Here is a 21,186-nt window from a genome sequence, read left to right on the forward strand (position 1 = left end):
GAGCTAGGCGGCGCTCATATGCTAAACCCACGTTGACTTCGATCTTGCGGTGGGTGGGCCGGGGGGTCGTGCAACGGTGCGCGACCGGGCCCCGTTCCGGCCTCGCGCCCCCGCTGTCCCGGCCCGGGACGGCGAAGAGCCCGGCGGCACGTGGTCGCCGGGCGTCGAGCGCAGGGTGTCGGGCACTACATGTTGATCATGTGGCCGGCCAGGCCGTGGAGGGCCTCCTTGACCGCTTCGCCGAGGGTGGGGTGTGCGTGGACGTTGCGGGCGACCTCGTGGACGGTGAGGTCCCACTGCTGGGCGAGGGTGAGTTCCGGGAGGAGCTCGGTGACCTCGGGGCCGATGAGGTGCGCGCCCAGCAGCTCACCGTGGGTGTTGTCGCTGATGATCTTCACAAAGCCGACGGGCTGCCCCAGGCCGTGGGCCTTGGCGTTGGCGGTGAAGGGGAACTTGGCGACCTTGACGTCGAAGCCCCGCTCGCGTGCCTGGGCCTCGGTCCAGCCGAAGCTGGCGACCTGCGGCTGGCAGTAAGTGGCCCGCGGGATCATGGTGTAGTCGAGTTCCATGGTCTCCGCGTCGGCAATGGTCTCGGCGGCCACGATGCCCATGGACTCGGCGGCATGCGCGAGCATCAGCTTGGCGGTGACGTCCCCGATCGCGAAGATGCGCGGCACGCTGGTGCGGCAGCGCCCGTCGACCTCGACCGCACCGCGCTCGGTCAGCCGCACCCCGGTGTTCTCCAGACCGTAGCCCTGGACGTTCGGGGCGAAACCGATGGCCTGAAGGACTTTGTCCGTCTCCAGCGTCCGCCGCTCGCCGCCCTTGTTGACGGTGACGCGCACCCGGGGGCCGGAGTCGTCGATGCTTTCGACGGCGGTTCCGGTGAGGACCTCGATCCCCAGCTTGCGGTAGTGCTTGGCCAGTTCCTTGGAGATTTCCTCGTCCTCCAGCGGGACCATACGGTCCAGGAACTCGACGATGGTCACATCCACGCCGTAGCTGCGCAGGACGTAGGCGAACTCCACGCCGATCGCGCCCGCGCCGGCGATGACGATGCTGCCGGGCAGGGTCTCGCTGAGGATCTGGCTCTCGAAGGTGACCACCCGCTCCGACAGGGCGGTACCGGACAGCAGCCGGGGACGGGCGCCGGTCGCGAGAATGCAGTGGCCGAACGTCACCGTCTCGGTGCTGCCGTCCGCGAGGGTCACCACCAGGGTGTGGTCGTCGGTGAAGGTGCCGCGCCCGTCGAACTGGGTGATGGCGTTCTTTTTCATCAGGTAGTGAACGCCCTTGACCCGGCCGTCGGCGACCTTACGGCTGCGTTGGAAGGCCGCCCCGTAGTCGACGGACACCTCCCCGCCGATGCTGATCCCGTACGCCTTGGCCTCGTTCGCGACGAACTGCACCATCTCGGCGTTGTGCAACAGGGCCTTGGAGGGGATACAGCCCACGTTCAGGCACACGCCTCCCCAGTACCGCTCCTCGACCACCGCGGTGGACAGACCCAGTTGCGCGCTACGGACCGCGGCGGTGTAGCCGCCGGGCCCCGCTCCCAGAACAAGAACATCAAAATGTTGGCTCACAAGGCATCGATCCTTCTCCGATGAGCTCCGGTACGCAACCTCAACCGCCGTACGCCCCCCGGGCGTTGTCTGGGCTCGCCCCTTCGCGGAACGGCCGGTCAGGGCTCGCGGCGCTCGTGCGCCGCCTGTTCCAGCGCCGTCGCCTCCGCCTCGGCCGATCCCACCAGATACGCGACGATGCCGTGCAGACCCCAGCGTCCGTAGATCCCGGCGGGGGTTGAAGATCTCGGCGATGGCGTAGTGGCCGCGGCGCACCACGTAGTAGTCCATGAGGTTCACCGAGGTCCACGGGATGAACAGATAGAGCACCAGCAGCAGGAAGTTGTTGAAGTTCTGCAGGAAGTGGGACGTCGCGGCCAGCGCGCCGACGACAGAGAGCGCTGCGGTGAGGCCGAGGGTGACCAGCCGTACGCCCACCGTCGGCCGCACCCTCGTGAAGGAGTCGATGCCGCTGATCAGCGTGAGCGATCCGCCGTACATGTTGAGCGCCGTGACGGACACCAGGCCCAGCGCGGCGAACAGCAGCACGATGGCGCCGAAGCCGCTGAACACCGTGTCGCCCGCGGCGTTGATCGAGCGGATCGTCTCGAAGTCCTTGCCCGCCCAGGCGGCGAGCAGGGCGCCGAGGGTCATCAGCCAGACGCCGCCGAGCGCCGAGCCGAAGTAGGTCCAGTAGAAGGTCTTGCGGACCGTCACGTGCGGCGGAAGGCAGCGCGAGTAGTCCGAGACGTAGATGGCCCAGCTGATCTGGTAACCGGCGACGACACCGAACTGGGCCAGGAACGGCGTCCACCGGAAGCCGCCGAGGTCGAACGAGCCCGGCGGGTAGTGCAGGTTGACCAGGGCAGCCACGGTGAAGATCCCACTGGCGACCTCGCGTATTCGGCTGTCGCGTATTTCTCTCTGCATGAGGTTCCCTGGTGACCGTCTGTGGTCGTGCCGACCAGTTGGCAACAGGGGGAGGGGCTGTCACCGCAGGTGTCCCGGCCCGGGCAGGCGTTGAGCGAGACAGTCCCCAGTCCGAGTCTGGGACGCGCGGCTATACCGCTCCAGCTACTTGACGCGGATGTCATGCAGCGGGCGGAGGCGCGACAGCTGGTGGGTTGAGGCGGGCGAAGCCTTCCTGACGCTGGTAAGGGAAGTACGGGTAGGGCGCTGTCTTGCCGCTCGCCGCATCGAGTTTCGCCATCTGCTCGGGCGTGAGCGTCCAGCCGACGGCACCGAGGTTCTGGCGAAGCTGGTTCTCGTCGCGGGCGCCGATGATGACGGAGGAGACGGTCGGTCGCTGCAGCAGCCAGTTGATGGCGATCTGCGGAATGCTTTTGCCGGTCTCCTGCACGATCTCGTCGAGGGCGTCGACCACGCGGTAGAGGTGTTCGTCCTCGACCGGCGGGCCGTAGTCCGCGGTGTGGTGCAGTCGGCTGTTGGTCGGTAGCGGCTGGCCGCGGCGGACTTTGCCAGTGAGCCGTCCCCAGCCGAGGGGGCTCCAGACGAGGGCTCCGAGGCCCTGATCGAGCCCGAGGGGCATCAGCTCCCATTCGTAGTCGCGGCCGATGAGGGAGTAGTAGACCTGATGTGCGACATAGCGCGGGTGGCCGTATCTCTCCGCGCTCGCGAGGGACTTCATCGCCTGCCAGCCGGAGAAGTTGGAGATGCCGAGGTAGCGGACCTTCCCTGCTCGTACGAGATCGTCGAGTGTGGACAGGACTTCCTCGATCGGCGTGCCGGCGTCAAAGGCGTGCAGCTGGAACAGGTCGATGTAGTCGGTGCCGAGCCGGCGCAGGGCGTCCTCGCATGCGGTGATCAGGCGCGAACGAGAGGAGCCCGCATCGCCTGGGCCTTCGCCCATCGGCAGGCTGGTCTTGGTGGACACGATCACCTGGTCCCTGCGGCCTTTGATCGCTTCGCCCAGCACCTCCTCGGAGGCCCCGCCGGAGTAGACGTCAGCGGTGTCGAACATCGTGATCCCGGCGTCGAGGCAGATGTCCACGAGACGGCGTGCTTCGTGCGCATCGCTGTTGCCCCAGGCGCCGAACAGCGGCCCTTGGCCGCCGAAGGTTCCGGCGCCGAAACTCAGTGCGGGGACCTTGAGGCCGGATGCGCCCAGCCGCCTGTATTCCATGGCTGTTCCTCTCTCGCCGCCCGCACCTAACTAATGGGCTTGGAGTTCCGTTAGTGTGGAGTCTCAACATAGCAGGCGCGAGTGATTAACGAAACTGGAGTCCCGTTATGGGGTTTGAGGGTGCGGATCCGGGGACCGTCCGTCCTGGAGGGCGCACGGCGCGGGTGCGGTCGGCGGTGCTGCAGGCGGCTGGGGACGCCTTGGCGGAGCATGGCTTTGCCCATCTGGACCTCGCCGACATCGCGCGCCGGGCCGAGGTGGGCAAGACCACCGTCTACCGTCGCTGGGGAACGGTGACCAGCCTGGTGGCCGATTTGCTGGTGGACATGGCCGAGCAGTCACTGCCGCGTACCGAGACCGGCTCGCTGCTCGGTGATCTCAAGGCCAACGCCCGGCTCGTGCAGCGCACCTTGGCCGACCCGCGGCAAGGAGCGCTGTTCAAGGCAGTGATCGCCGCCGCCACCTGCGAGGCGAAGACAGCCGAAGCCCTGCACCGCTTCTACGACATCCGCGTCAAGGAGTGGGCACCCTGCGTTCAACAGGCCGTCGACCGGGGCGAGGTGCCCGAGGGCACCGATGTCCACGAGGTGATCCGTGCTGTCTCCGCCCCCCTCTACTACCGCCTGCTGACCAGCAGCGACCGCCTCGACGAAGCCGCCGCAGACCAGGCCGCCGGGGCCGCAGTGGCTGCAGCGCGTGCGGGAGCGTACCTGCGGGGCGACGAAGGTCGTGCGTGACCGGCTTCCCGCATCCGTCGCTGAGCGGGGGTCACCGTGCGTGATCTCCGGGGGCATAGCGTTTCCAGGTTCCTCCGGCCTCTTCGGCGAGCCGGGTGGTGTGGTCGTCGTTGTAGCCGAGCATCCGGGCGATCACCGGAGCGGGGGCTTGGAGGACGAGTTGGCGGATCGCCGCTGTGCGTCCTGGCCGGGTCGGGAAGCCCAGTTGGCGGAGCCGAGGTGCCATGGCTTCCGGGGTCATGGGCTGTGCGGCCCGGCGGCCGGGGAAGAGCCATCGGGCTTCGGGGTTGGTCGCGGTCTTGGTGTTCGGTCGCTGCCCCAGGTAGTTGAGCAGCATTCCGTCGAACGGGGCGGGAACGGGCGACGGTGGGTCGCCGAGCCGGACAAGGACTTTGCCGTCCTCGTGCTGGACGTCGTCGCTGCTGAGTCTGGCGATCCGCGTAAGCGGCTGGGCGTAGAGGAGGACAAGGACGGCGGCCACGCGGTCTTGGAGCGGGATGTCGTCGTGGTTCACGAGCTGTCGCAGCAGCGCGAGCTGTTGGTGCTGGGTGATCGGAGCGGGATTCGCCGTCGAGCGGTGCGGGATGGTGACGGTCGGCATGTGCTTGGACTGCATGGCCCAGCGGAGGAAGGAGTGGGTGAGGCGCCGGGCGGTGTAGCCGCCTGCGTACCAGGTGTCGACATCGGCCTGGGTGCAGTTGGCGAGGGCGTGTCCGCGCTGGGCGAGGTGGTCGAGGAAGTTGATTGCAAGGTAGTGCTTGTTGCGGGCCTGCTGGGTCTGGCTGCTGGTGAGCGGGCCACTGCCGGCCAGGGTGCGGAGGCGGCGTTGGATGTGCCTGGTGGCGAAGAGGTCCAAGAGCTTGCGGTGCTCGGGGTCGCTGACGGTAGGCAGTTTCTCGGCGAGCCACCGCTGGAACAGCAGCAGATGCCGGTCGGCCGGCGGCAGGACGTCGCACTGCATGAGCAGGTCGCGCAGGTAGGCGACCGATCGCCACGGCGTGAGCCGGCTCAGTCCCTCGTGGGTGAGTGGGACTTGGTTGCGGGCCAGGGCCTGCAGGTTCTGCTGGACGCGCGGTTGGTTGGTCCGGGTCAGCCCGCCCCAGGGGCGTTTCATCTGTCGGAGCGTGTCGAACTGCGGGAGGAGTTCGGGCCGGATGCGGCCGGTGCCGTCGTCGAGGAGTTCGTGGAGGCGCTCGGCCAGGACGCATCGGCCGCAGATTCCGCGGCGGTAGCGTCGTGCTTCCTGGCCGCACTGTCCGCAGGTGAAGTCGCCGAGGCCACCGGCGCAGTCGGGGCAGAGCCTGCCGCCGTCCGGCGCGAGGCCCGGGGGGAGCCGCTCGACACCGCAGCCTGTGCAGGTTCCGTAGGTCTCCAGGGCCTGGGCGTAGCAGCCCGCGCAGAGGTAACCCTCGGGCCAGTGGGCTGCCCCGAGCCGAACGGCCCGGCGGCATCGCGCGCAGAACAGGTCTTCGTCACGGACGCGAGTGCGGCTCATCCTTCGGGTTGGATGCGGGCACGTTGAGGACGGACGGCCGACAGGTCGACGACTGCATCGCCGGTGGCGACCTTGCGGATGACGGCGTTCTCCGCCTTGGTAGCGATCAGATCGGTTGGGGTGCAGTCGAAGATGTCGCAGAGCGCGGCCAGCACCGGCAGGGACAGCCGCTCGGGAGTCCCGGTAACCAGGCGGTGGACCTGCGAGAGGGAGAGGGTGATGCCGCGCTCGGCAAGCGGCGAAGCGAGCTCGCTGGTGGTGAACATCCCGGCGGCAGCCATCTTTTCGCGCAGACGCCACTGGTGGCTGACCTGGCGTTTCATCAGGCCCTCCTCGCAGGCTTGAGCGCGGCCTCGACCGTGGCGTCCGGGGCGCGACGCAGGGTGCGGGTGCGGAAGTCGGAAGACACGCAGGTGTAGATGGAGGTGGTGGACGCGTGATCGTGGCCGACCTGCCGCATCGCGGGCCTCACCTCGCTGATCCACTGGTCGACGATCTCGACCGACCACTCCCACACGGTCAGCACGCTGCGGCGCTTCGGGGGCAAGCCCTTCTTCGCCTTGCCGTGGCGGACATAGCAGATGCCGTACTCGCCGAACTCCGCCCCGTCGGGGTTGCGGCCGAAGTCGGCCGTGTCCAGCATCCGCGTCTCGTTGCGCCGCAGCCCATAGGCGTACGCAGTCTTGAAGAGCATCGCGTCGCGGAAAGCGGGCAGCCAGCCCTTGCGGCCACGTCCGCGGACCCGGCTCACCTCGTCGTCGGCGTGGTCGAAGAACGTCTGTAACTCATCCCGGGTGAAGGCCCGTTTCGGGGCCTCTGCCTCGCACTCCTGCATGGGCACGGCGGTATTCCACTCGTGACACACCTGGATCGGATGGGTGCCGAAGCGGCGTTCACACTCCGCCGCCCAGCCGTAGGCCGGGTCGGTGGCGTAATCGCAGAACAGACGCACCGCCACCTGGTAGCCGCGCAGCGTCGAGCGGACACAGCCACGGACAGCCCGCAGGTCACCGAACCACTCGTCCGCCAGCATCGAGGACCAGCTCCACGGAAAGGCATCCGCGTGCGCGGCGAACGCCCGCACCTTTCGCTCGCGGCCATTGATGGTCGACAGCGCGAGGTTCCGGGCCAGCTGCTGGTTGCGCCAGCCGTCCAGCATCGCTTCGAAGACCTGCTCCTCCGGCCGCAGCAGCGGCACCCCGTCGGCCAGGTGGAGCCGTGCGGCCCCAGGAGTCACCACGTTGTCGCTTACCAAATTGTCACGCTCCGTAGATCGCATTCGCCGCGGAAATCTCGCATCAGATGCGAAGCGTGGAGCGGAGCAGCAGGTCAGCCATCCGATCGAGTGAACCGGAACGACGTGGCCCCGGCCGGTCAGCTACCGTCCCAATAGACCCTGGCGAACCGCTTACCTGCTGATCAGCAGCTTCACAGAGCCTGCTTCACCAACGCGGCACAGACGCCGCCAGTTCGCATCGGATGCGATACGCGCCGGTTCGAAGATGACCAGGAAGGTGTACGTCAGGATCCGCTCGGCCCGGTGGATGATGTCGTAGCCCACGAGTGCGATCACGAAGGCGACCAGGGTGACCACGACGACCCACAGCCTGACGCTGCCGTGCACCGTGGTGTGCAGCGCGTCGCCGGCGAGGATGGTGTTGAAGACGTTGAACCCCGCGTACTGCACATAGGCGAAGAGCCACACCAGTAGGGCACCGACATACCCGAACTGGGGCCGGGACTGGATCATCTGGGGCAGGCCGAGCCGGGGGCCCTGGGCCGAGTGGAAGGCCATGAAGAAGGTGCCGATGACGGTGCCCGCCATGATCGCGACGAGCGACCACAGGAGGTTGCCGCCCTCGGTGATGCTGATCAGACCCACCGCGAGGGTGGCGATCTGCGCGTTGGACATGAACCACAACGGGCCCAGATGCCACAGCTTGCCGTGTCGCTCGTCCAGGGGGACATAGTCGATGGACCGGCTCTCGAGGCCCGACACCCGGGGCTCTGAAGCAGTGGTCACGGCGCCTCCCGGGTGCTGATCCATCACTGGGGCCACATTCGCCCCCGGACGTCCCGGGTCAAGGCCGTCGACCACCCGGACCGCGCCACGCGGTCCGGGTGATCATGCCCTACGACATCCGGGGACCCCGTCGTCAGGGGAACTGGGTGACCTTCGACGGAACGGTGTCGGTGCCCGAGGTGGGGGCGCCGGTGTCGTTGACGACATGGGCGTACTGGCCCTTGCCGCCCAGCGAGATCACCAGCAGGTCGTGCATTTTGATCCCCGCTTTCACGGGCACCTGGAAGCCGTGGGCCTGGACGATCGTCGGATCAGCCGTGTAGTTGCAGTAGCTGCCCAGGCCCCATGCCTCATGGACGTTCACCGTGTCGGCGACCTTGTAGGCCGCGTAGCCGACGATGCCGTCGTGGGTGATGGCGGCCGCGTTCGGGGCGTCGTAGGCCTTCTCGTTCTGGAAGAAGATCGTGCGGCCCCGTTCGCCGCTCCACAGCACGTCGTACTTGTTGAAGTGCTCCACGAAGAGTCCCGTGGCCAGGACGTCGTCGCCATTCACGCGCAGACCGTAGTCGGCTCGGTTGGTGTTCCAGCCCACCCCGTCCCCGTGGTCGGCGCGCCAGATCCAGGTGTGGTCGATGACGACGTCGTCGCTGTTCACGACGACGGAGTTGGTGGCCAGCCCCGGGCCCGCGCCGCCGATGCGAATGAAGACGTCCTGCATGGTGGTGGGATCGGCGGAGTGGTCGGCCGTCGAACCAGGCTGGCCGATCTGCAGGAGCGTGTCGGAGTTGACGGCGCCGGCGTCGATGAGGAAGCCCGCGAGCCGCACTCCGTCGACGTCCGCCACGTGCATCGCGTCGATGCCGTTGTCGGGGACGAGGGTGGCCAGACCGAGGCCGAGCACGACCGTGTCGGGCCGTGTCACGTCGAGGGTCTGGTCGAGGTGGTAGATCCCCGGGGTGAACAGCAGATCGAGGCCCTGGGCCAGCGCGGTGTTGATCGTCGCGGCGGTCGCGCCCGGCTTGACCACGTAGAACTGGTCCAGAGGGATCGAGGTGCCCGCGTCGGCGGGCCAGGACACGCCACGGGCGTTGGTGCGCTTGGCGGGCACGAAGACCTTGTAGTTGCTGCCGTCCAGATACAGGAACGGCTTCTCGCGGGAGACCGGGGTGGTGTCCAGCGTGGTGTACGGGCCGGAGTCGAAGTTGGTCGCCGGGGCGCCCTGGACGCCGGTGAACGTCATGTTCCACACGCCGTTGGTCCAGCCGCCGACCGAGCTGTCACGGGTGTACCACTGCTGCTGGGAGTACGGCCCCACCGTGCCGTCGATCTTCGAGTCGGCGATATAGCCGCCGGAGGCCCAGCCGTAGCCGTTCGGGGCGAGGTTGAGTCCGCCCTGAACGTGGATGCGGCGGAACGGCGCGGCCTGCGCCACGGCCCACCGGTCGGTGCCGTTGGCAGGCTTGAGGGCGAGGTTCTCCGCAGAGCGCCAGAAGTTCTGGGTGGCGTTGCCGTTGAACCAGCCCGCGTCGACGGTGATGTCACCGTTGATCTGGGTGTCGTCGGGGTTCAGACCTAGTCCAGAGATCGAGGTGTAGAAGCCGAGTTGGGCGTTGATCCCGTTGTAGGTGCCCGGCTTCAGCAGGAACTGGTAGCGGCCGGAGCCGAACTGGCTCGACTCCTGCTGGGCGAAGACCTCGTCGAACTTCTGCTGGAGACCGGGCGTGGACGGATCCACGACGATGACGTTGGGTCCGAGGTCGCCACCGCCCTGGACGGGAGGAGTGCCGCCGGACGAGGCCGTGTGGACCGCGACCTCCCACAGGGAGTAGCCGTAGCCGGTCGCGCGGACCGTCCCGTAGATCCGGAGATAGCGCCCCGAGCCGCTGACGTCGTAAGAGGCCGTGCCGCCGCTTGCCCCGGTCACGCTCCTGAGCGTGGTCCAGCTCCCGCCGTCGTCCGAGGCCTGGATCTGGAACTCCTTGGCGTAGGCGGCCTCCCAGATCAGGTCGACCTTGCACAGGTTCCGCACCGATCCCAGGTCGACCTGCACCCACTGCGGGTCGGAGGCCTGGCTGGACCAGCGGGTGCCGGTGTCACCGTCGAAGGCGGCGGAGGCGGGGGTGCCCGCGTTCTCCGTGGAGGAGGCGGAGGCGGGCCTGCCCTTCGCGGCGTCGGCGGAGTCGCAGGAGGGCGCAGTGGTGCCGGAGGTGCCGAAGACCTGGAACTCCCAGAGGGAATAGCCCCACTGGGTGGCGCGGTGGACGCCGTACATCCTGACGTAGCGGCCCTGTCCCGACACGTCGAGGGCGTCGATGCCGCCGTCGCCGCCTGTCACTGACTTCAGGTCGGTCCAGGTGCTGCCGTCCTGGGAGGCCTGGATCTTGTAGTCCTTGCTGTAGGCGGCCTCCCAGTTGAGGACGACCTTGGTGATCGAGGCGGTGGAGCCGAGGTCGACCTGGAGCCATTGCGTGTCGCCGGCGGCGGACGACCAGCGGGTGCCGGTGTCGCCGTCCACGGCGTCGGCGGCGGGCGTCCCGGGGTTCTCGTCGGAGGACGACGTGGCTGTTCTGCCCTGGGACAGCGGGGTCTCGGCCGCGGCCGCCGCGGCGGCCGGGGAAGGGATGGCGGGCAGGGTGAGGAGCGCTGCCGTGGCGGCCAGCGCGACACCCAGGGATCTGAGTCTCATATGGGGTTCCCTGCGGGTGCGGTGAACGGGTGATCACGACGAGCGATGGCGTGCGGAACCGCGTTGCCTGGTGCGCAGATGGGCCCGGAGTGCGGCTGCCTGTGCCTCCCCGATCGGCGTGGGGAGTGAACGGGCCCGAGAACCGGCTTAGTTCATGACTTGATTTAACGGATGAGGCTAGAGGGCGGGCAAGCCCCCGGACACAGGAATCTTTTCAACTCCTGGCCACGGGGGCGAGGGCGGAGGGAGGGCGTGCGTTCAAGAAGTGGCGTGGGTGGGTGCCGGGCACCGGTCCTGCCCCTGGAGCCCTTGACGCCGTTCCCCGGGGCCCGGCGAACGGCTCAGGGGCGGGGGTCAGGGACGCGACGGTCTGCGCGGTGACGGACGGGCAGGGGAGGGGGCCGTCGGGGCGGCCCCCCGGTCCGTGGACGGGGCCGGGTGCGATCGGTTCCCGGTCGGGCGGGAGTAGATCCTGTACCGGTCCAGCGCCTTGTCCAGCTCCATCAGGATGGGCTCCGGCAGGACACCGTCCTGCGCGTACCTCAGGATGTGTTCCGCCACGACGCGCAGCTTGGTGTTCGTACGCTGTGAGACGTCCCGCAGGACGCGCCAGGCCTCCTCGGGCGCGATCCGCCCGATGGCGACCACGGCGCCCATCGCCTGATCGATGCGGGCGTGCGAGGAGACGGCCTGGCGGAGCTGTGCGTTCTCCTCGAGAAGCCGTTCGTGCTCCATTGCCAGGTCAGCGGCGGACAGCAGCCGCAGCGGGTGCCGGTCGGATATCGCAAAGAACGCCATGGTGTGTTCCCGGGTCGGACGGGCGGTCGCGGTTACAGCTTCCCCCAGGCAGGCGTCGTAGACGAATCGGATCCGGCCTCTCGCGCGAGGCCGGGACGGCGGCGTGTGTCGCCTGGACCGACGAGCTCGGTCCCGGGTGGAAGCGGGGGCGGGCGGAGCAGCGCACGGTGGCCTCGGCCCGCGATGCGCGGCGCCCGGCGGCTGTGTCGGTTTCACCGGAAGGGCGGCCGTCATCAGGGCGAACGCTGCCCGGCGCGATCCCCTTGGCGCTGCTCGTCCGGCAGTACCGGGGCCCGGGTTGCGTGTTCACGCAATGCTGCAGAATGTTACTTTCAGTCACGACGCCCGCGATTGACCTCGGCATCTCCTCGGTGCCTGCCGCTGCCTCCTGGATGTCGCTGCCCAGGCTTGCAGGAATTCCCTGCCGGATCTCCACCTTCGCCGCCGGCCGATGTGGGGCGTGGTGTCGTCGAGAGCTCCCTCTCGAAAGAGCTCCCTCCCGAAAACCTGGGCATCGCCCAAGGAGGTCTGCCATGCCCGAAATTCCCCGGCGGCACTCTCGGCGCACGTTTCTCTCCACCTCGGCTGCCGCGATGCTGCGGCAACCACAGGAGCCTTCGTCGCGCCTTCCAGGAAGCCGGCCGCGACGCTCGGCAGTACGGACATCCGCCCCTTTCATGTCGGTGTCGCGGAAGGCGATCTTGCTGATCTCCGTCGGCGCATCATCGCGACGCGGTGGCCGGACCGTGAGGCTGTCCGCGATCAGTCCCAGGGCGTCCAGTTGGCCAGGATCCAAGATCTCGCACGCTACTGGGGGACGTCCTACAACTGGCGGAACATCGAGGCCAGGCTGAATTCCTTGCCGCAGTTCCTGACCGAGATCGACGGGCTCGATATTCATTTCCTTCACGTGCGCTCTCGTCATCCACACGCCCTGCCGATGATCCTGACCCACGGTTGGCCGGGCTCGATCCTGGAATTCCTCGAGGTGATCGACCCGCTCACCGACCCCACGGCTCACGGGGGACACGCGGACGATGCCTTCCACCTCGTCATACCCTCGATGCCCGGCTACGGCTTTTCGGAGAGGCCGACGAGTACCGGCTGGGGCCCGGACCGCATCGCGCGAGCCTGGGACGCATTGGACTCGCCCGTGGGATTGGCCGCATGGATGTACGACAAATTCGCCGCGTGGACGTACAGCGGCGGCGAACCGGAGCAGGTGCTCACCGTGGACGAGATGCTGGACGACATCACGCTCTACTGGGTGACCAACACCGCGGTCTCCTCCGCTCGGCTCTACTGGGAGAACAACGCCAACAACTTCAGCGCCGTGTCGGTTTCCGTCCCGGCCGCAGTCACCGTGTTTCCTGGCGAAATCTACCAGGCACCACGGAGTTGGACCGAACGCGGTTATGAGCGCCGCCAATGTCGGGACCGGGTACACCTAGGCGCTGCGCGGTCGGCGGGCCGTCTTCTGGGCTGTGGTCTTCTTGGCCGCGGTGTCCTTTGCGGTCTTCTTCGCGGGTGCCTTCTTCGCCGTCCTCCCGGAGGCCGCTTTCCCGGCCGCGCTCTTCTTCGGCAGCTCGTGCACCTCGGCCTCCGCGCCCTCGCCCCGGGACGCCTTGGCCTGTGCCACGGAGTCCCGGAGCGCGGTCATCAGATCCAGCACCGCGCCCGTCCCGGCCTCCGGCTGCGGTGCCTGGGGCAGGGCGTGCCCCTCCCGCTTGGCCTCGATCACCTGCTCCAGTGCCTCCGTGTAGTGGTCGACGAAGTCGGGGCCTTCGAGGCTGTCCCGGGTCATGCGCCCGATCAGGTGCTCGGCCTCGGCGATCTCGTCGTCGGAGAGCGCCACCTGCTGGGGGGCCAGTTCGCGGGGGTCGCGGATCTCGTCCGGCCAGCGCAACGCGTGCAGCACGATCGCGTCGTCCCGCACCCGCAGCAGGCCGAGCCGCTCCCGGCCGTGCCAGGCGAACTTGGCCACCGCCACCCGCGACGATCGCTCCAGCGCCTTGCGCAGCAGCGCGTACGGCTTGGTGGCGACCGTCCCCGAGGCCTGGAGGTAGTAGCCCTCGCCGATCCGCAGGGGGTCGATGGACTCGGCCGGCACGAACGCGGCGATCTCGATGGCCCTCGCCGTGGGCAGGGGCAGTTCCCGCAGTTCCTCGTCGAGAACGGCGACGACCTGGTCCCTGGAGATCTCGTACCCCTTGCCGATCTCGTCCTGCGGGATCTCACGGTCCTCGATCTCGCAGAACTTGCGTACGCGCACCCGGCCCATGTCCTCCAGGTGGTACTGGTGGAAGCGGACGCTGTGGTCCTCGGTCGCGGGGACCACGTTGATCGGGATCGTGACCAGGCCGAAGCTGATCGCTCCTGACCAGATGCTCCGGGGCATCGCAGACCTCTCCGTGACGTGCCCCGAGGCCACCAGCCTACGAAGGGCGCCGCCGGGCGGCACGGCGGAGTGCTCCGCCGGAGCGGGTCCGGTCCCGGTGGGGGCACTCGGTGAACCGCGGGGGAAATCTTGGTGTCCGTCCCCGCGTTCGGGCTGTTCGGGCGCCGGGTGCTGCCTAGCATGAGGCCAGCGCCCCGGAGTCCTGCGGCAGCCGGGCGCGTGGTCACGTTCGTACGTCGCCCGGGGAGGCGTTGGGAAATGCCGGTGCCCGGCCTCGGATCACGGCCGGCCCGACTCCGGGCGGTCGGCGGACTCGTCCTGGTGCTGGCCCTGGTGACGGCGGTGCTGGTCGGCATCCTGTCCCCGGACCATCGCGCGCGGGCCGCCGCCGACGGTCTCCCGCACACCACCGTCGAGGTGTCGCCGAGCGGCTGCGGCCGCGGCTGGAGCCGTCCGGTGTCCGGTCTGCAGGTCTTCGAGCTGCACAACACCTCCGACGGCGCCGCCGAGGTGTATCTCCAGGACGCCCGCACCCGGGCCGTCTACGGGGAGATCGAGGGACTCGCGCCCGGCACGACCCGACCGTTGACCGTCCGTCTCGGCGCGGGCTCGTACGCGTTCACCTGTCTGCCCGACGACGCCGGCGCCGTCACCGGCCCCACCGTCCGCATCGCCGCGGGGACACCGGGGCCCGCGGCGGCCCCCATCACCGAGCACGATCTCATCCCTCTCGCGATCGACTACCAGAAATGGGTCGCCGGCGGCCTGGACCAGGTCGTGCGGCTGACCGGACGGCTCCAGGACGCCATCGACCGCGGGGACCTCGACGCGGCCCGCAAGGCCTGGCTCCCCGCCCACCTCGAGTACGAGCGGCTGGGCGCGGCGTACGACGCCTTCGGTGACGCGGACGGGCAGATCAACGGCACGGACGCGGGGCTGCCCGGCGGGGTCCACGATCCGTCCTTCGCCGGCTTCCACCGCGTCGAGTACGGGCTGTGGCACGGCGAGTCCGCCGCCGGTCTCCGCGCTCCCGCGGGCGCCCTCGTCAAGGCGGTCCGCGCCCTGCGCGCCGACTGGGCGCAAGCCCGTATGGATCCGGCGCAGTTGGGTCTGCGGGCACACGAGATCCTGGAGAACACCGTGCAGTTCGAGCTGACCGGACGGACCGACTACGGCAGCGGAAGCAACCTCGCCACCGCCCGTGCGGGCATCGACGGCACCCGCGCCGTGCTGTCCCGGCTGCACCCCCTGCTCGCCACGCGCGACCCCGGACTGCCCGCTCTCGAAAGGGAGTTGGACCGCGCGGCGCGCACCCTGGACGGTTTCCGTCACGACGGCCGCTGGACCCCGCTCGACCGGCTGGACCGGGCGCAGCGCGAACGGGTCGACGCGGTCCTGGGCGACCTGGTCGAGCGGCTCGCCCCGGTGGCGACGCTCTGCGATCCCCGGAGGACGGTATGACCACCCCGCGCCCCACGAGCCGCGTCGGGCGGCGTGGCTTCCTGCGCGGGGCGGCCCTCGCGGGCGCCGGACTCGCCGCCGGCGGCGCCGCCGCCCCGTCGGACGACGCCGGCACCGGCGCGCCACCCGTCGCCCCCTTCCACGGCCCCCACCAGCAGTCGGTGCTCGCCGCCCCGCGCCGGGTCACCGCGTTCACCTCCTTCGACGTCACCGTCGACAACCGCGGGGAACTGGCCGATCTCCTGCGTACCCTCACCGGGCGCGCCCGCTTCCTGACCTCCGGCGGCACGCCCCCGCCCCTCGGTATCACCGGCCCGCCCGCCGACTCCGGCATCCTGGGCGGTCAACTCCCCCCGGGCGCACTGGCGGTGACCGTCGGCGTCGGCGCCGCGCTCTTCGACGACCGCTTCGGCCTGGCCGCGCGCCGCCCGCGCCGGCTGACGGCCATGCCTGCCTTCCCCGACGACGACCTCAAGTCCGAGTGGTGCCACGGCGACCTCAGCCTCCAACTGCACGCCGACGACTCCGACACCGTGCTGCACGCCCTGCGGGACATCGCCCGGCACACCCGCGGTGCCTTGCAGGTCCGGTGGCGTCTGGACGGCTTCGCCAGCCCGCCGCGCCCCTCGGGCACCCCCCGCAACCTGCTGGGCTTCAAGGACGGCATCGCCAACCCCGACCCCGCCGACACGCGCGCGATGGACCGGCTGGTGTGGGTGGGCCGGGGCGCGGGCGAGCCGGACTGGGCGGTCGGCGGCAGCTACCAGGTCGTACGGCTGATCCGGATGCTCGTGGAGTTCTGGGATCGGGTCTCGCTCAGCGAGCAGGAACGCATGTTCGGCCGGGCCCGGGAGTCCGGCGCGCCCCTGGACGGGAACGCCGAGCACGACATCCCCGACTACCCGAGCGACCCCAAGGGCGATGTCATCCCGCTGGACAGCCATATACGGCTGGCCAACCCGCGCACGGCGGCCACGGCCGGCCAGCGGATCCTGCGCCGCGCCTACAACTACGACGCCGGCACGGACCGCAACGGCAACCTCGACATGGGCCTGCTGTTCTGCTGTTACCAGCAGGACCTCGCCCGCCAGTTCGAGACCGTGCAGCGCCGCCTCGCGGGCGAGCCCCTCACCGACTACATCTCGCCCTTCGGCGGCGGCTACTTCTTCGCGCTCCCCGGCGTGCGCGACGGGGCGGACTGGTACGGACGTGCTCTCGTGAGCTGAACCTGTCCAGACAACTGAGGCCACATCGCTGGACTTTCGGGGTCAACGGACGGTCAAGAATTCCTCTGGCTTCCCTGACTCGCTGTTCATGTACACGCCACCATCACTCCGCCGCGTTGCCGCCCGCCGGGCGGATCATCCCTGACCGTATGTGGCAATGACGTTCGTGCCCGGAAGGTGAACCAGCATGGCCAGCAGAGGAAGACGAGCAACGACACGGAGCCTCAGCGCGCTCGCAGGAGCGGCCGCGCTGACGCTCCTCGGCGCGTACGCGCCCGCCTGGGCCGCCGCGCCCGACGGAGGCCGGGGCTCCTCCTCCACGGCCACGCCGATCAAGCATGTGGTCGTCCTCTTCGACGAGAACGTCTCCTTCGACCACTACTTCGCGACCTACCCCAAGGCCGCCAACACCGACGGTACGAAGTTCACGGCGTCCAAGAAGACCCCGAAGAACGTCGACAACCTGCGCACCGCCGGGCTGCTGACGAAGAACCCCAACCAGTACGCGCCCAAGCGGCTCACCCCGTCCCAGGCCATGACCTGCGACCAGAACCACGCCTACGGGCCTGAGCAGTACGCGTACAACGGCGGCAAGAACGACCAGTTCGTGCAGAACACCGACTCGGGCAAGTGCTCCGGCGCCCTGTTCGGCGAGCCGGGCCTGGTCATGGACTACTACGACGGCAACACCGTCACCGCGCTGTGGAACTACGCCCAGCACTACTCCCTGAGCGACCGCTCCTACGGCTCGGTCTACGGCCCCTCCACGCCCGGCGCGCTCAACCTGATCTCCGGTCAGACGCACGGCGTCGTCTCCATGGACCCCGCCTCCGGCACCGAGAACCCCCAGCGGACCGCCACGCCGGACTCGTACACCGTCCAGTCGCCCGACGCCAAGGGCGTCGGCACGGTCGTCAACGACCCCGACCCGGCCTACGACGACTGCTCCGGCAAGGACCACACCAGCAAGAACGCGCTCGCCTCGATGCAGGGCCGCAACATCGGTGACGTGCTCAACTCCAAGAAGATCACCTGGGGTTGGTTCCAGGGCGGCTTCCGGCCGTCCACCGCGTGGGACGGCAAGCAGGGCCACTACGCCCAGTGCGACACCACGCACAGCAACGTGGGCGGCGCCGCCGCGGTGGACTACAGCCCCCACCACTCGCCGTTCCAGTACTACAAGTCGACGTCCAACCCGCACCACCTGCCGCCCCGGAGCGTCGACGAGATCGGCCACAACGGACAGGCGAACCACAACTACGACCTGACCGACTTCGACGCGGCGCTCAGGGCGGGCAAGCTCCCCGCCGTCAGCTTCGTCAAGGCCCCGGAGTACCAGGACGGCCACGCCGGCTACTCCGACCCCATCGACGAGCAGCACTTCCTGGTTCAGCAGATCAACGCCGTCCAGAAGTCGCCGCAGTGGAAGTCGACCGCTGTCGTCATCGCCTACGACGACTCCGACGGCTGGTACGACCACGCCTACGCCAAGCCCCGCAACGGCTCCAAGGACACCTCGACCGGCTCCAACGGCAAGGCGACCGACAGCCCCGCCTGCCAGTCCGGTCCGGCGGCCGCCGGCGGCTACGCGGACCGCTGCGGCCCGGGTACCCGTCAGCCGCTGCTCGTGGTCTCCCCGTACAGCAAGGTGAACAAGGTCGACCACACGCTCACCGACCAGTCCTCGATCATCCGCTTCATCGAGGACAACTGGCACACAGGCCGGGTCGGTGACCACTCGTTCGACGCCGCGGCCGGCTCGCTCGCAGGCATGTTCGACTTCCGGCACTCCAACAACAAGCAGGTGCTGCTGAACGCCGACGGGTCGGTGAAGTCGGTCGGTCCGATCCGCCCCGTGAAGTCGGTCGCCACCAGCATCACCCCGGGACCGGCGATGCAGAACACGGCCGCGACGACGGACGCCTCGTTCCCGGCCGTCCCGGTGGGCATCGCGGCGGGCGCCCTCCTGGCGGCCGGTGCGACGGGCACCTACCTCACCCTGCGCCGCAGGGAGCGCCGTAGCGCCTGACGCGGCACGGCTTCGGCGGGCGGCGGCTCCGGTGATCCCGGGGCCGCCGCCCGCGGCTTTCACCGGGCGCCGGTGACCGCCCCGGCGTCCGCCCGCAACGCCTCCACCAGATGCCCGTGCAGCCCCGGCGGCGCCACCAGGAAGCTGTCGGACCCGGCGCTCCAGGGCCGCCCCGCGGCGTCGGTGACCAGGGCCCCCGCCTCACGGGCGACCAGGGCGCCGGGCAGCAGATTGGCGTCGTCGCGATCGAACTCCCAGAACGCGTCGAGGCGTCCGGCCGCCGTGTCGGCGACCTGCCACGAGGTGGGACCCAGATTGCGGACGGCGGCCACCCGCGGCAGCACGGCGGCGAGCGCCCGTCCCGCCTGCGCGGCGGCCTCGGCTGCCGGGCGACGAACGGGGGATGGGTGGCGGCGACGACGGCGACGGCCGGGTCCGTCTTGGCCGACGGACCGATCGGCACCCCGTTGCGGACGGCGCCGTGGCCGAGGGCGGCGAGGTAGGTCTCCCCAGCAGGGGCGCGTGCAGGGCCGCCGCCACGGGCTCGCCGTCCCGCACCAGCGCGAGGCTCACGCAGAACTGCGGCAGGTCCTGGAGGAACTGCACCGCGCCGTCGACGACCCACACCTCGCCCTCGACGGGCAGCGCGGCACGGTCCTCCCACTCGTCCGCCCAGCCGACGCCGGGCCGCAGCGCGTCCAGGTGCCGGCGCATGACGGCGACCGCGGGCGCCTCCAACGCGCCGTAGACGGCGGCGAGTTCGTCGAAGGTGGTGACGGGTGCGGGCCGCGGCGTGGCCAGCAGCAGTGCCCACCTCCTGAGCGGCGGCGGCCATGGGGGCGAGCAGGTTGCGGTACGTCATCGTGGGCTCGCGTGCGAGTTCGGATCGACGACACGATCGTCCGCGGTTCCGGCTGCCTCGGGTCCTCCCGCAGGGACTGAGTGAGCGATACTGCCATTTGTGGTTCAGGAAATGGCGCAGCAGGTGCTCGACCGGCGCGATCAGCGGCTGGTGGCAGCGCTGCAGTGCGACGGGCGGCTGACTGCCGAGCGGGCGGGCGAGGTCCTCGACATCAGCCCGCGGACCGTCCACCGGCGCTGGGGGCGCTGATCGCCGACGGCGTCTTCCGGGTGATCGCCCTGCCGTCCAGGCCGGACTCGGTCGGCGCGTTGTTCCTGCGGATCCGGGTGCTCGGCGGCAGGCTGGACGCCCTCACGGCCGCGTTGGCGGCCCGCCCCGAGATCCCGTTCATCGATGTGTCGACGTCCGGCGACGAGATCCTCGCCATCTCGTGGACGCGCCCCGGCACCCGGGACCACCTGGTGTTCCGCGATCTGCCCGCCACCCGTGCCGTCACCTCGGTGGCCGCCGTCACCGTGCTGCATGTGTTCGGCGAGGCGTCGGACTGGCGGCACGCCGTCCTCAGCGACGCCGAACGCACGGCACTGACGCCGGTACGGCAGCCGGGAGGCGTCGCGGCGGGGCCGGTGGACGACATCGACCGCGACATCCTCGCGGCGCTGGAGGACGACGCCAGGGCGCCGGCGGCGGCCGTCGCGGCCCGCACGGGCCATCCGGACTCCACGGTCCGGCGCCGGATCGCCCGGCTCTCCCGGAGTGGCCGCCTGCTCACCCAGGTCGTGGTCGATCCGAGGCGGCTCGGGCTGTTCATCGACGCGAACGTCTTGATGCGCGTCGCGCCCGACCGCCTCGACGGGGTGGGGCGTGCGCTCGCAGCACACCCCGCCGTGCACGGCGTGTTCGCCACCACGGGCGCGTCCAATCTGCATGTCGCGGTCTGGCTGCGCGACCTGGAGCACCTCTACCGGTTCATCACCCAGGACCTCGGCGCCCTGGGGGTCGACGGCGCGGAGACCGTGATCGTCGGCCAGGCGGTCAAGCGCCCGGGCAAGACTCGGGCCGCCTGGACCGTGTGAGCCGGACACGCGGGGGACGCACGTGACCGCCAGGACAGACTGGCCCTGCTCCGGCCGTGGGACTCGACGCATCGACCTTGATCGACCACGGCCTGGGCGGGGCCCGCCCGACCCCGGGCCACCCGATTCCGGTCGCCGCCGTATGCATGGCCCGTCCCCGCGCGGGTACGTGTCGGGAACGCGTCGTCCGGAGCCGGCGGTTCCGGACGCCTGGCCGTCACTACCTGGGAATCTGCCATGGACATACCCGAGAAGACGCCCCGCCCGAATGCGGCGCAGACGGCGCTGGACACCCTCGTGGTGGACGCCGCCGACACCGAGGCGCTGGACACGCTGGCCGGAAGCGAAGTGCTCGTCCCCGTGCCGGACGACGCCACGGAGGAGGACGCCACCAATCCCAACGCCGTGGCGCTGCCGGTCCTGGAGCAGCCGGACGGCGAGCAGACGGTACCCGTGTTCACCTCCGAGACGGAGATGACCGATCTGCTGCCGTTCGTCTCGCGCTACCGGCTCGTGCCGCTCGGCGCGCTCGCCTCCCAGTGGCCCACCGGCGATCTCACGCTCACCATCGACGCCGCCTCGCCGCACGGCCTGACGCTCAACTCCGACGGGGTCCGCACGCTCCTGGCCCGCCCGTAGGGTGACCGGCCGACCGGGGTTCCGCCACAGAGCGGCCGCCCGCCCCGG

17 protein-coding genes and 3 pseudogenes are annotated in these 21,186 nt (G+C 69.8%); 8 read left to right on the forward strand and 12 right to left on the reverse strand.

What is annotated here, in order from left to right; genetic code table 11:
* Nucleotides 1-185: 185 nt before the first annotated feature.
* From lpdA to AB0L95_RS32260, 3 genes and pseudogenes are all read right to left on the reverse strand, one after another.
* A complete protein-coding gene (gene lpdA / locus AB0L95_RS32250) occupies nt 186-1,586 on the reverse strand; it encodes a dihydrolipoyl dehydrogenase (protein ID WP_365167908.1) in 1,401 nt (466 codons plus the stop codon).
* Between the two features lie 273 nt (nt 1,587-1,859).
* Nucleotides 1,860-2,495, reverse strand: a pseudogene (locus tag AB0L95_RS32255) (cytosine permease); the annotation flags it as partial.
* 160 nt (nt 2,496-2,655) lie between these two features.
* Nucleotides 2,656-3,708, reverse strand: a complete 1,053-nt coding sequence (locus tag AB0L95_RS32260; RefSeq protein ID WP_365167779.1) for an aldo/keto reductase — start codon at nt 3,706-3,708, stop codon at nt 2,656-2,658.
* Nucleotides 3,709-3,815: 107 nt separating this feature from the next.
* Between AB0L95_RS32260 and AB0L95_RS32265 the strand changes: the two genes are divergently transcribed.
* Nucleotides 3,816-4,445 carry a TetR/AcrR family transcriptional regulator gene (locus AB0L95_RS32265; RefSeq protein ID WP_365167781.1) on the forward strand — a complete coding sequence of 210 codons (630 nt, stop codon included), beginning with the start codon at nt 3,816-3,818 and terminating at the stop codon, nt 4,443-4,445.
* 31 nt (nt 4,446-4,476) lie between these two features.
* Here AB0L95_RS32265 and AB0L95_RS32270 read toward each other — a convergent pair whose 3' ends face one another.
* The 6 genes from AB0L95_RS32270 to AB0L95_RS32295 all read right to left on the reverse strand — a co-directional run bounded on the left by AB0L95_RS32270 (nt 4,477) and on the right by AB0L95_RS32295 (nt 11,447).
* Nucleotides 4,477-5,940, reverse strand: coding sequence for a hypothetical protein (locus AB0L95_RS32270; protein WP_365167784.1), 1,464 nt, complete (start codon nt 5,938-5,940; stop codon nt 4,477-4,479).
* Nucleotides 5,937-6,263, reverse strand: a complete 327-nt coding sequence (locus tag AB0L95_RS32275) for a helix-turn-helix transcriptional regulator (protein ID WP_365167786.1) — start codon at nt 6,261-6,263, stop codon at nt 5,937-5,939. The genes AB0L95_RS32270 and AB0L95_RS32275 overlap by 4 nt, the downstream gene beginning before the upstream one ends.
* Nucleotides 6,263-7,180 carry a site-specific integrase gene (locus AB0L95_RS32280; RefSeq protein WP_365167788.1) on the reverse strand — a complete coding sequence of 306 codons (918 nt, stop codon included), beginning with the start codon at nt 7,178-7,180 and terminating at the stop codon, nt 6,263-6,265. The genes AB0L95_RS32275 and AB0L95_RS32280 overlap by 1 nt, the downstream gene beginning before the upstream one ends.
* A gap of 168 nt (nt 7,181-7,348) precedes the next feature.
* Nucleotides 7,349-7,963, reverse strand: coding sequence for a cytosine permease (locus AB0L95_RS32285; protein ID WP_365167791.1), 615 nt, complete (start codon nt 7,961-7,963; stop codon nt 7,349-7,351).
* Between the two features lie 133 nt (nt 7,964-8,096).
* The gene (locus AB0L95_RS32290) at nt 8,097-10,649 is read right to left on the reverse strand and encodes a discoidin domain-containing protein (protein WP_365167794.1); all 2,553 of its coding nucleotides are present in this window, start codon (nt 10,647-10,649) and stop codon (nt 8,097-8,099) included.
* 354 nt (nt 10,650-11,003) lie between these two features.
* The gene (locus AB0L95_RS32295) at nt 11,004-11,447 is read right to left on the reverse strand and encodes an ANTAR domain-containing protein (RefSeq protein WP_365167796.1); all 444 of its coding nucleotides are present in this window, start codon (nt 11,445-11,447) and stop codon (nt 11,004-11,006) included.
* A 451-nt stretch (nt 11,448-11,898) separates the two neighbouring features.
* On the opposite strand from AB0L95_RS32295, the pseudogene AB0L95_RS32300 reads away from it, so the two are divergent.
* A pseudogene (locus AB0L95_RS32300) lies at nt 11,899-12,369 on the forward strand (epoxide hydrolase N-terminal domain-containing protein); the annotation flags it as partial.
* A gap of 525 nt (nt 12,370-12,894) precedes the next feature.
* Here AB0L95_RS32300 and AB0L95_RS32305 read toward each other — a convergent pair.
* The gene (locus AB0L95_RS32305) at nt 12,895-13,845 is read right to left on the reverse strand and encodes a Ku protein (protein WP_365167799.1); all 951 of its coding nucleotides are present in this window, start codon (nt 13,843-13,845) and stop codon (nt 12,895-12,897) included.
* 258 nt (nt 13,846-14,103) lie between these two features.
* Between AB0L95_RS32305 and AB0L95_RS32310 the strand changes: the two genes are divergently transcribed.
* The 3 genes from AB0L95_RS32310 to AB0L95_RS32320 all read left to right on the forward strand — a co-directional run bounded on the left by AB0L95_RS32310 (nt 14,104) and on the right by AB0L95_RS32320 (nt 18,561).
* Entirely contained in the window at nt 14,104-15,306 is a 1,203-nt protein-coding gene (locus AB0L95_RS32310; RefSeq protein WP_365167801.1) for a peptidase M75 family protein, read from the forward strand.
* Nucleotides 15,303-16,532 (forward strand): iron uptake transporter deferrochelatase/peroxidase subunit, encoded by a 1,230-nt coding sequence (gene efeB, locus AB0L95_RS32315; RefSeq protein WP_365167803.1) that lies wholly within the window; start codon nt 15,303-15,305, stop codon nt 16,530-16,532. Before AB0L95_RS32310 ends, efeB begins: the two co-directional genes overlap by 4 nt.
* A gap of 187 nt (nt 16,533-16,719) precedes the next feature.
* Entirely contained in the window at nt 16,720-18,561 is a 1,842-nt protein-coding gene (locus tag AB0L95_RS32320; RefSeq protein ID WP_365167805.1) for an alkaline phosphatase family protein, read from the forward strand.
* Nucleotides 18,562-18,620: 59 nt separating this feature from the next.
* On the opposite strand, the gene AB0L95_RS32325 is transcribed toward AB0L95_RS32320, so the two are convergent.
* Both AB0L95_RS32325 and AB0L95_RS32330 read right to left on the reverse strand, forming a co-directional pair.
* Nucleotides 18,621-18,905: an inositol monophosphatase family protein gene (locus AB0L95_RS32325; protein ID WP_365167807.1), complete on the reverse strand. Its 285-nt coding sequence runs from the start codon at nt 18,903-18,905 to the stop codon at nt 18,621-18,623.
* Between the two features lie 217 nt (nt 18,906-19,122).
* Nucleotides 19,123-19,275 (reverse strand): annotated as a pseudogene (locus AB0L95_RS32330) (inositol monophosphatase); the annotation flags it as partial.
* 247 nt (nt 19,276-19,522) lie between these two features.
* Between AB0L95_RS32330 and AB0L95_RS32335 the strand changes: the two are divergent.
* The 3 genes from AB0L95_RS32335 (at nt 19,523) to AB0L95_RS32345 (ending at nt 21,138) form a co-directional block, all read left to right on the forward strand.
* A complete protein-coding gene (locus AB0L95_RS32335) occupies nt 19,523-19,672 on the forward strand; it encodes an AsnC family transcriptional regulator (RefSeq protein WP_365167810.1) in 150 nt (49 codons plus the stop codon).
* 20 nt (nt 19,673-19,692) lie between these two features.
* The gene (locus tag AB0L95_RS32340; RefSeq protein ID WP_365167812.1) at nt 19,693-20,499 is read left to right on the forward strand and encodes an Lrp/AsnC family transcriptional regulator; all 807 of its coding nucleotides are present in this window, start codon (nt 19,693-19,695) and stop codon (nt 20,497-20,499) included.
* Nucleotides 20,500-20,736: 237 nt separating this feature from the next.
* Nucleotides 20,737-21,138, forward strand: coding sequence for an SseB family protein (locus AB0L95_RS32345; RefSeq protein ID WP_365167815.1), 402 nt, complete (start codon nt 20,737-20,739; stop codon nt 21,136-21,138).
* Nucleotides 21,139-21,186: the final 48 nt, after the last annotated feature.

Source organism: Streptomyces sp. NPDC052036 (assembly GCF_040680495.1).
Taxonomy (GTDB): Bacteria; Actinomycetota; Actinomycetes; order Streptomycetales; family Streptomycetaceae; genus Streptomyces.

Excerpts from the sequence above, each read along its gene's own strand:
- AB0L95_RS32260 (WP_365167779.1), bottom strand. The coding sequence starts at position 3,708 with ATGGAATACAGGCGGCTGGGCGCATCCGGCCTCAAGGTCCCCGCACTG.
- AB0L95_RS32265 (WP_365167781.1), top strand. The coding sequence starts at position 3,816 with ATGGGGTTTGAGGGTGCGGATCCGGGGACCGTCCGTCCTGGAGGGCGC.
- AB0L95_RS32270 (WP_365167784.1), bottom strand. The coding sequence starts at position 5,940 with ATGAGCCGCACTCGCGTCCGTGACGAAGACCTGTTCTGCGCGCGATGC.
- AB0L95_RS32275 (WP_365167786.1), bottom strand. The coding sequence starts at position 6,263 with ATGAAACGCCAGGTCAGCCACCAGTGGCGTCTGCGCGAAAAGATGGCT.
- AB0L95_RS32290 (WP_365167794.1), bottom strand. The coding sequence starts at position 10,649 with ATGAGACTCAGATCCCTGGGTGTCGCGCTGGCCGCCACGGCAGCGCTC.
- AB0L95_RS32295 (WP_365167796.1), bottom strand. The coding sequence starts at position 11,447 with ATGGCGTTCTTTGCGATATCCGACCGGCACCCGCTGCGGCTGCTGTCC.
- AB0L95_RS32305 (WP_365167799.1), bottom strand. The coding sequence starts at position 13,845 with ATGCCCCGGAGCATCTGGTCAGGAGCGATCAGCTTCGGCCTGGTCACG.
- AB0L95_RS32310 (WP_365167801.1), top strand. The coding sequence starts at position 14,104 with ATGCCGGTGCCCGGCCTCGGATCACGGCCGGCCCGACTCCGGGCGGTC.
- efeB (WP_365167803.1), top strand. The coding sequence starts at position 15,303 with ATGACCACCCCGCGCCCCACGAGCCGCGTCGGGCGGCGTGGCTTCCTG.
- AB0L95_RS32320 (WP_365167805.1), top strand. The coding sequence starts at position 16,720 with ATGGCCAGCAGAGGAAGACGAGCAACGACACGGAGCCTCAGCGCGCTC.
- AB0L95_RS32345 (WP_365167815.1), top strand. The coding sequence starts at position 20,737 with ATGGACATACCCGAGAAGACGCCCCGCCCGAATGCGGCGCAGACGGCG.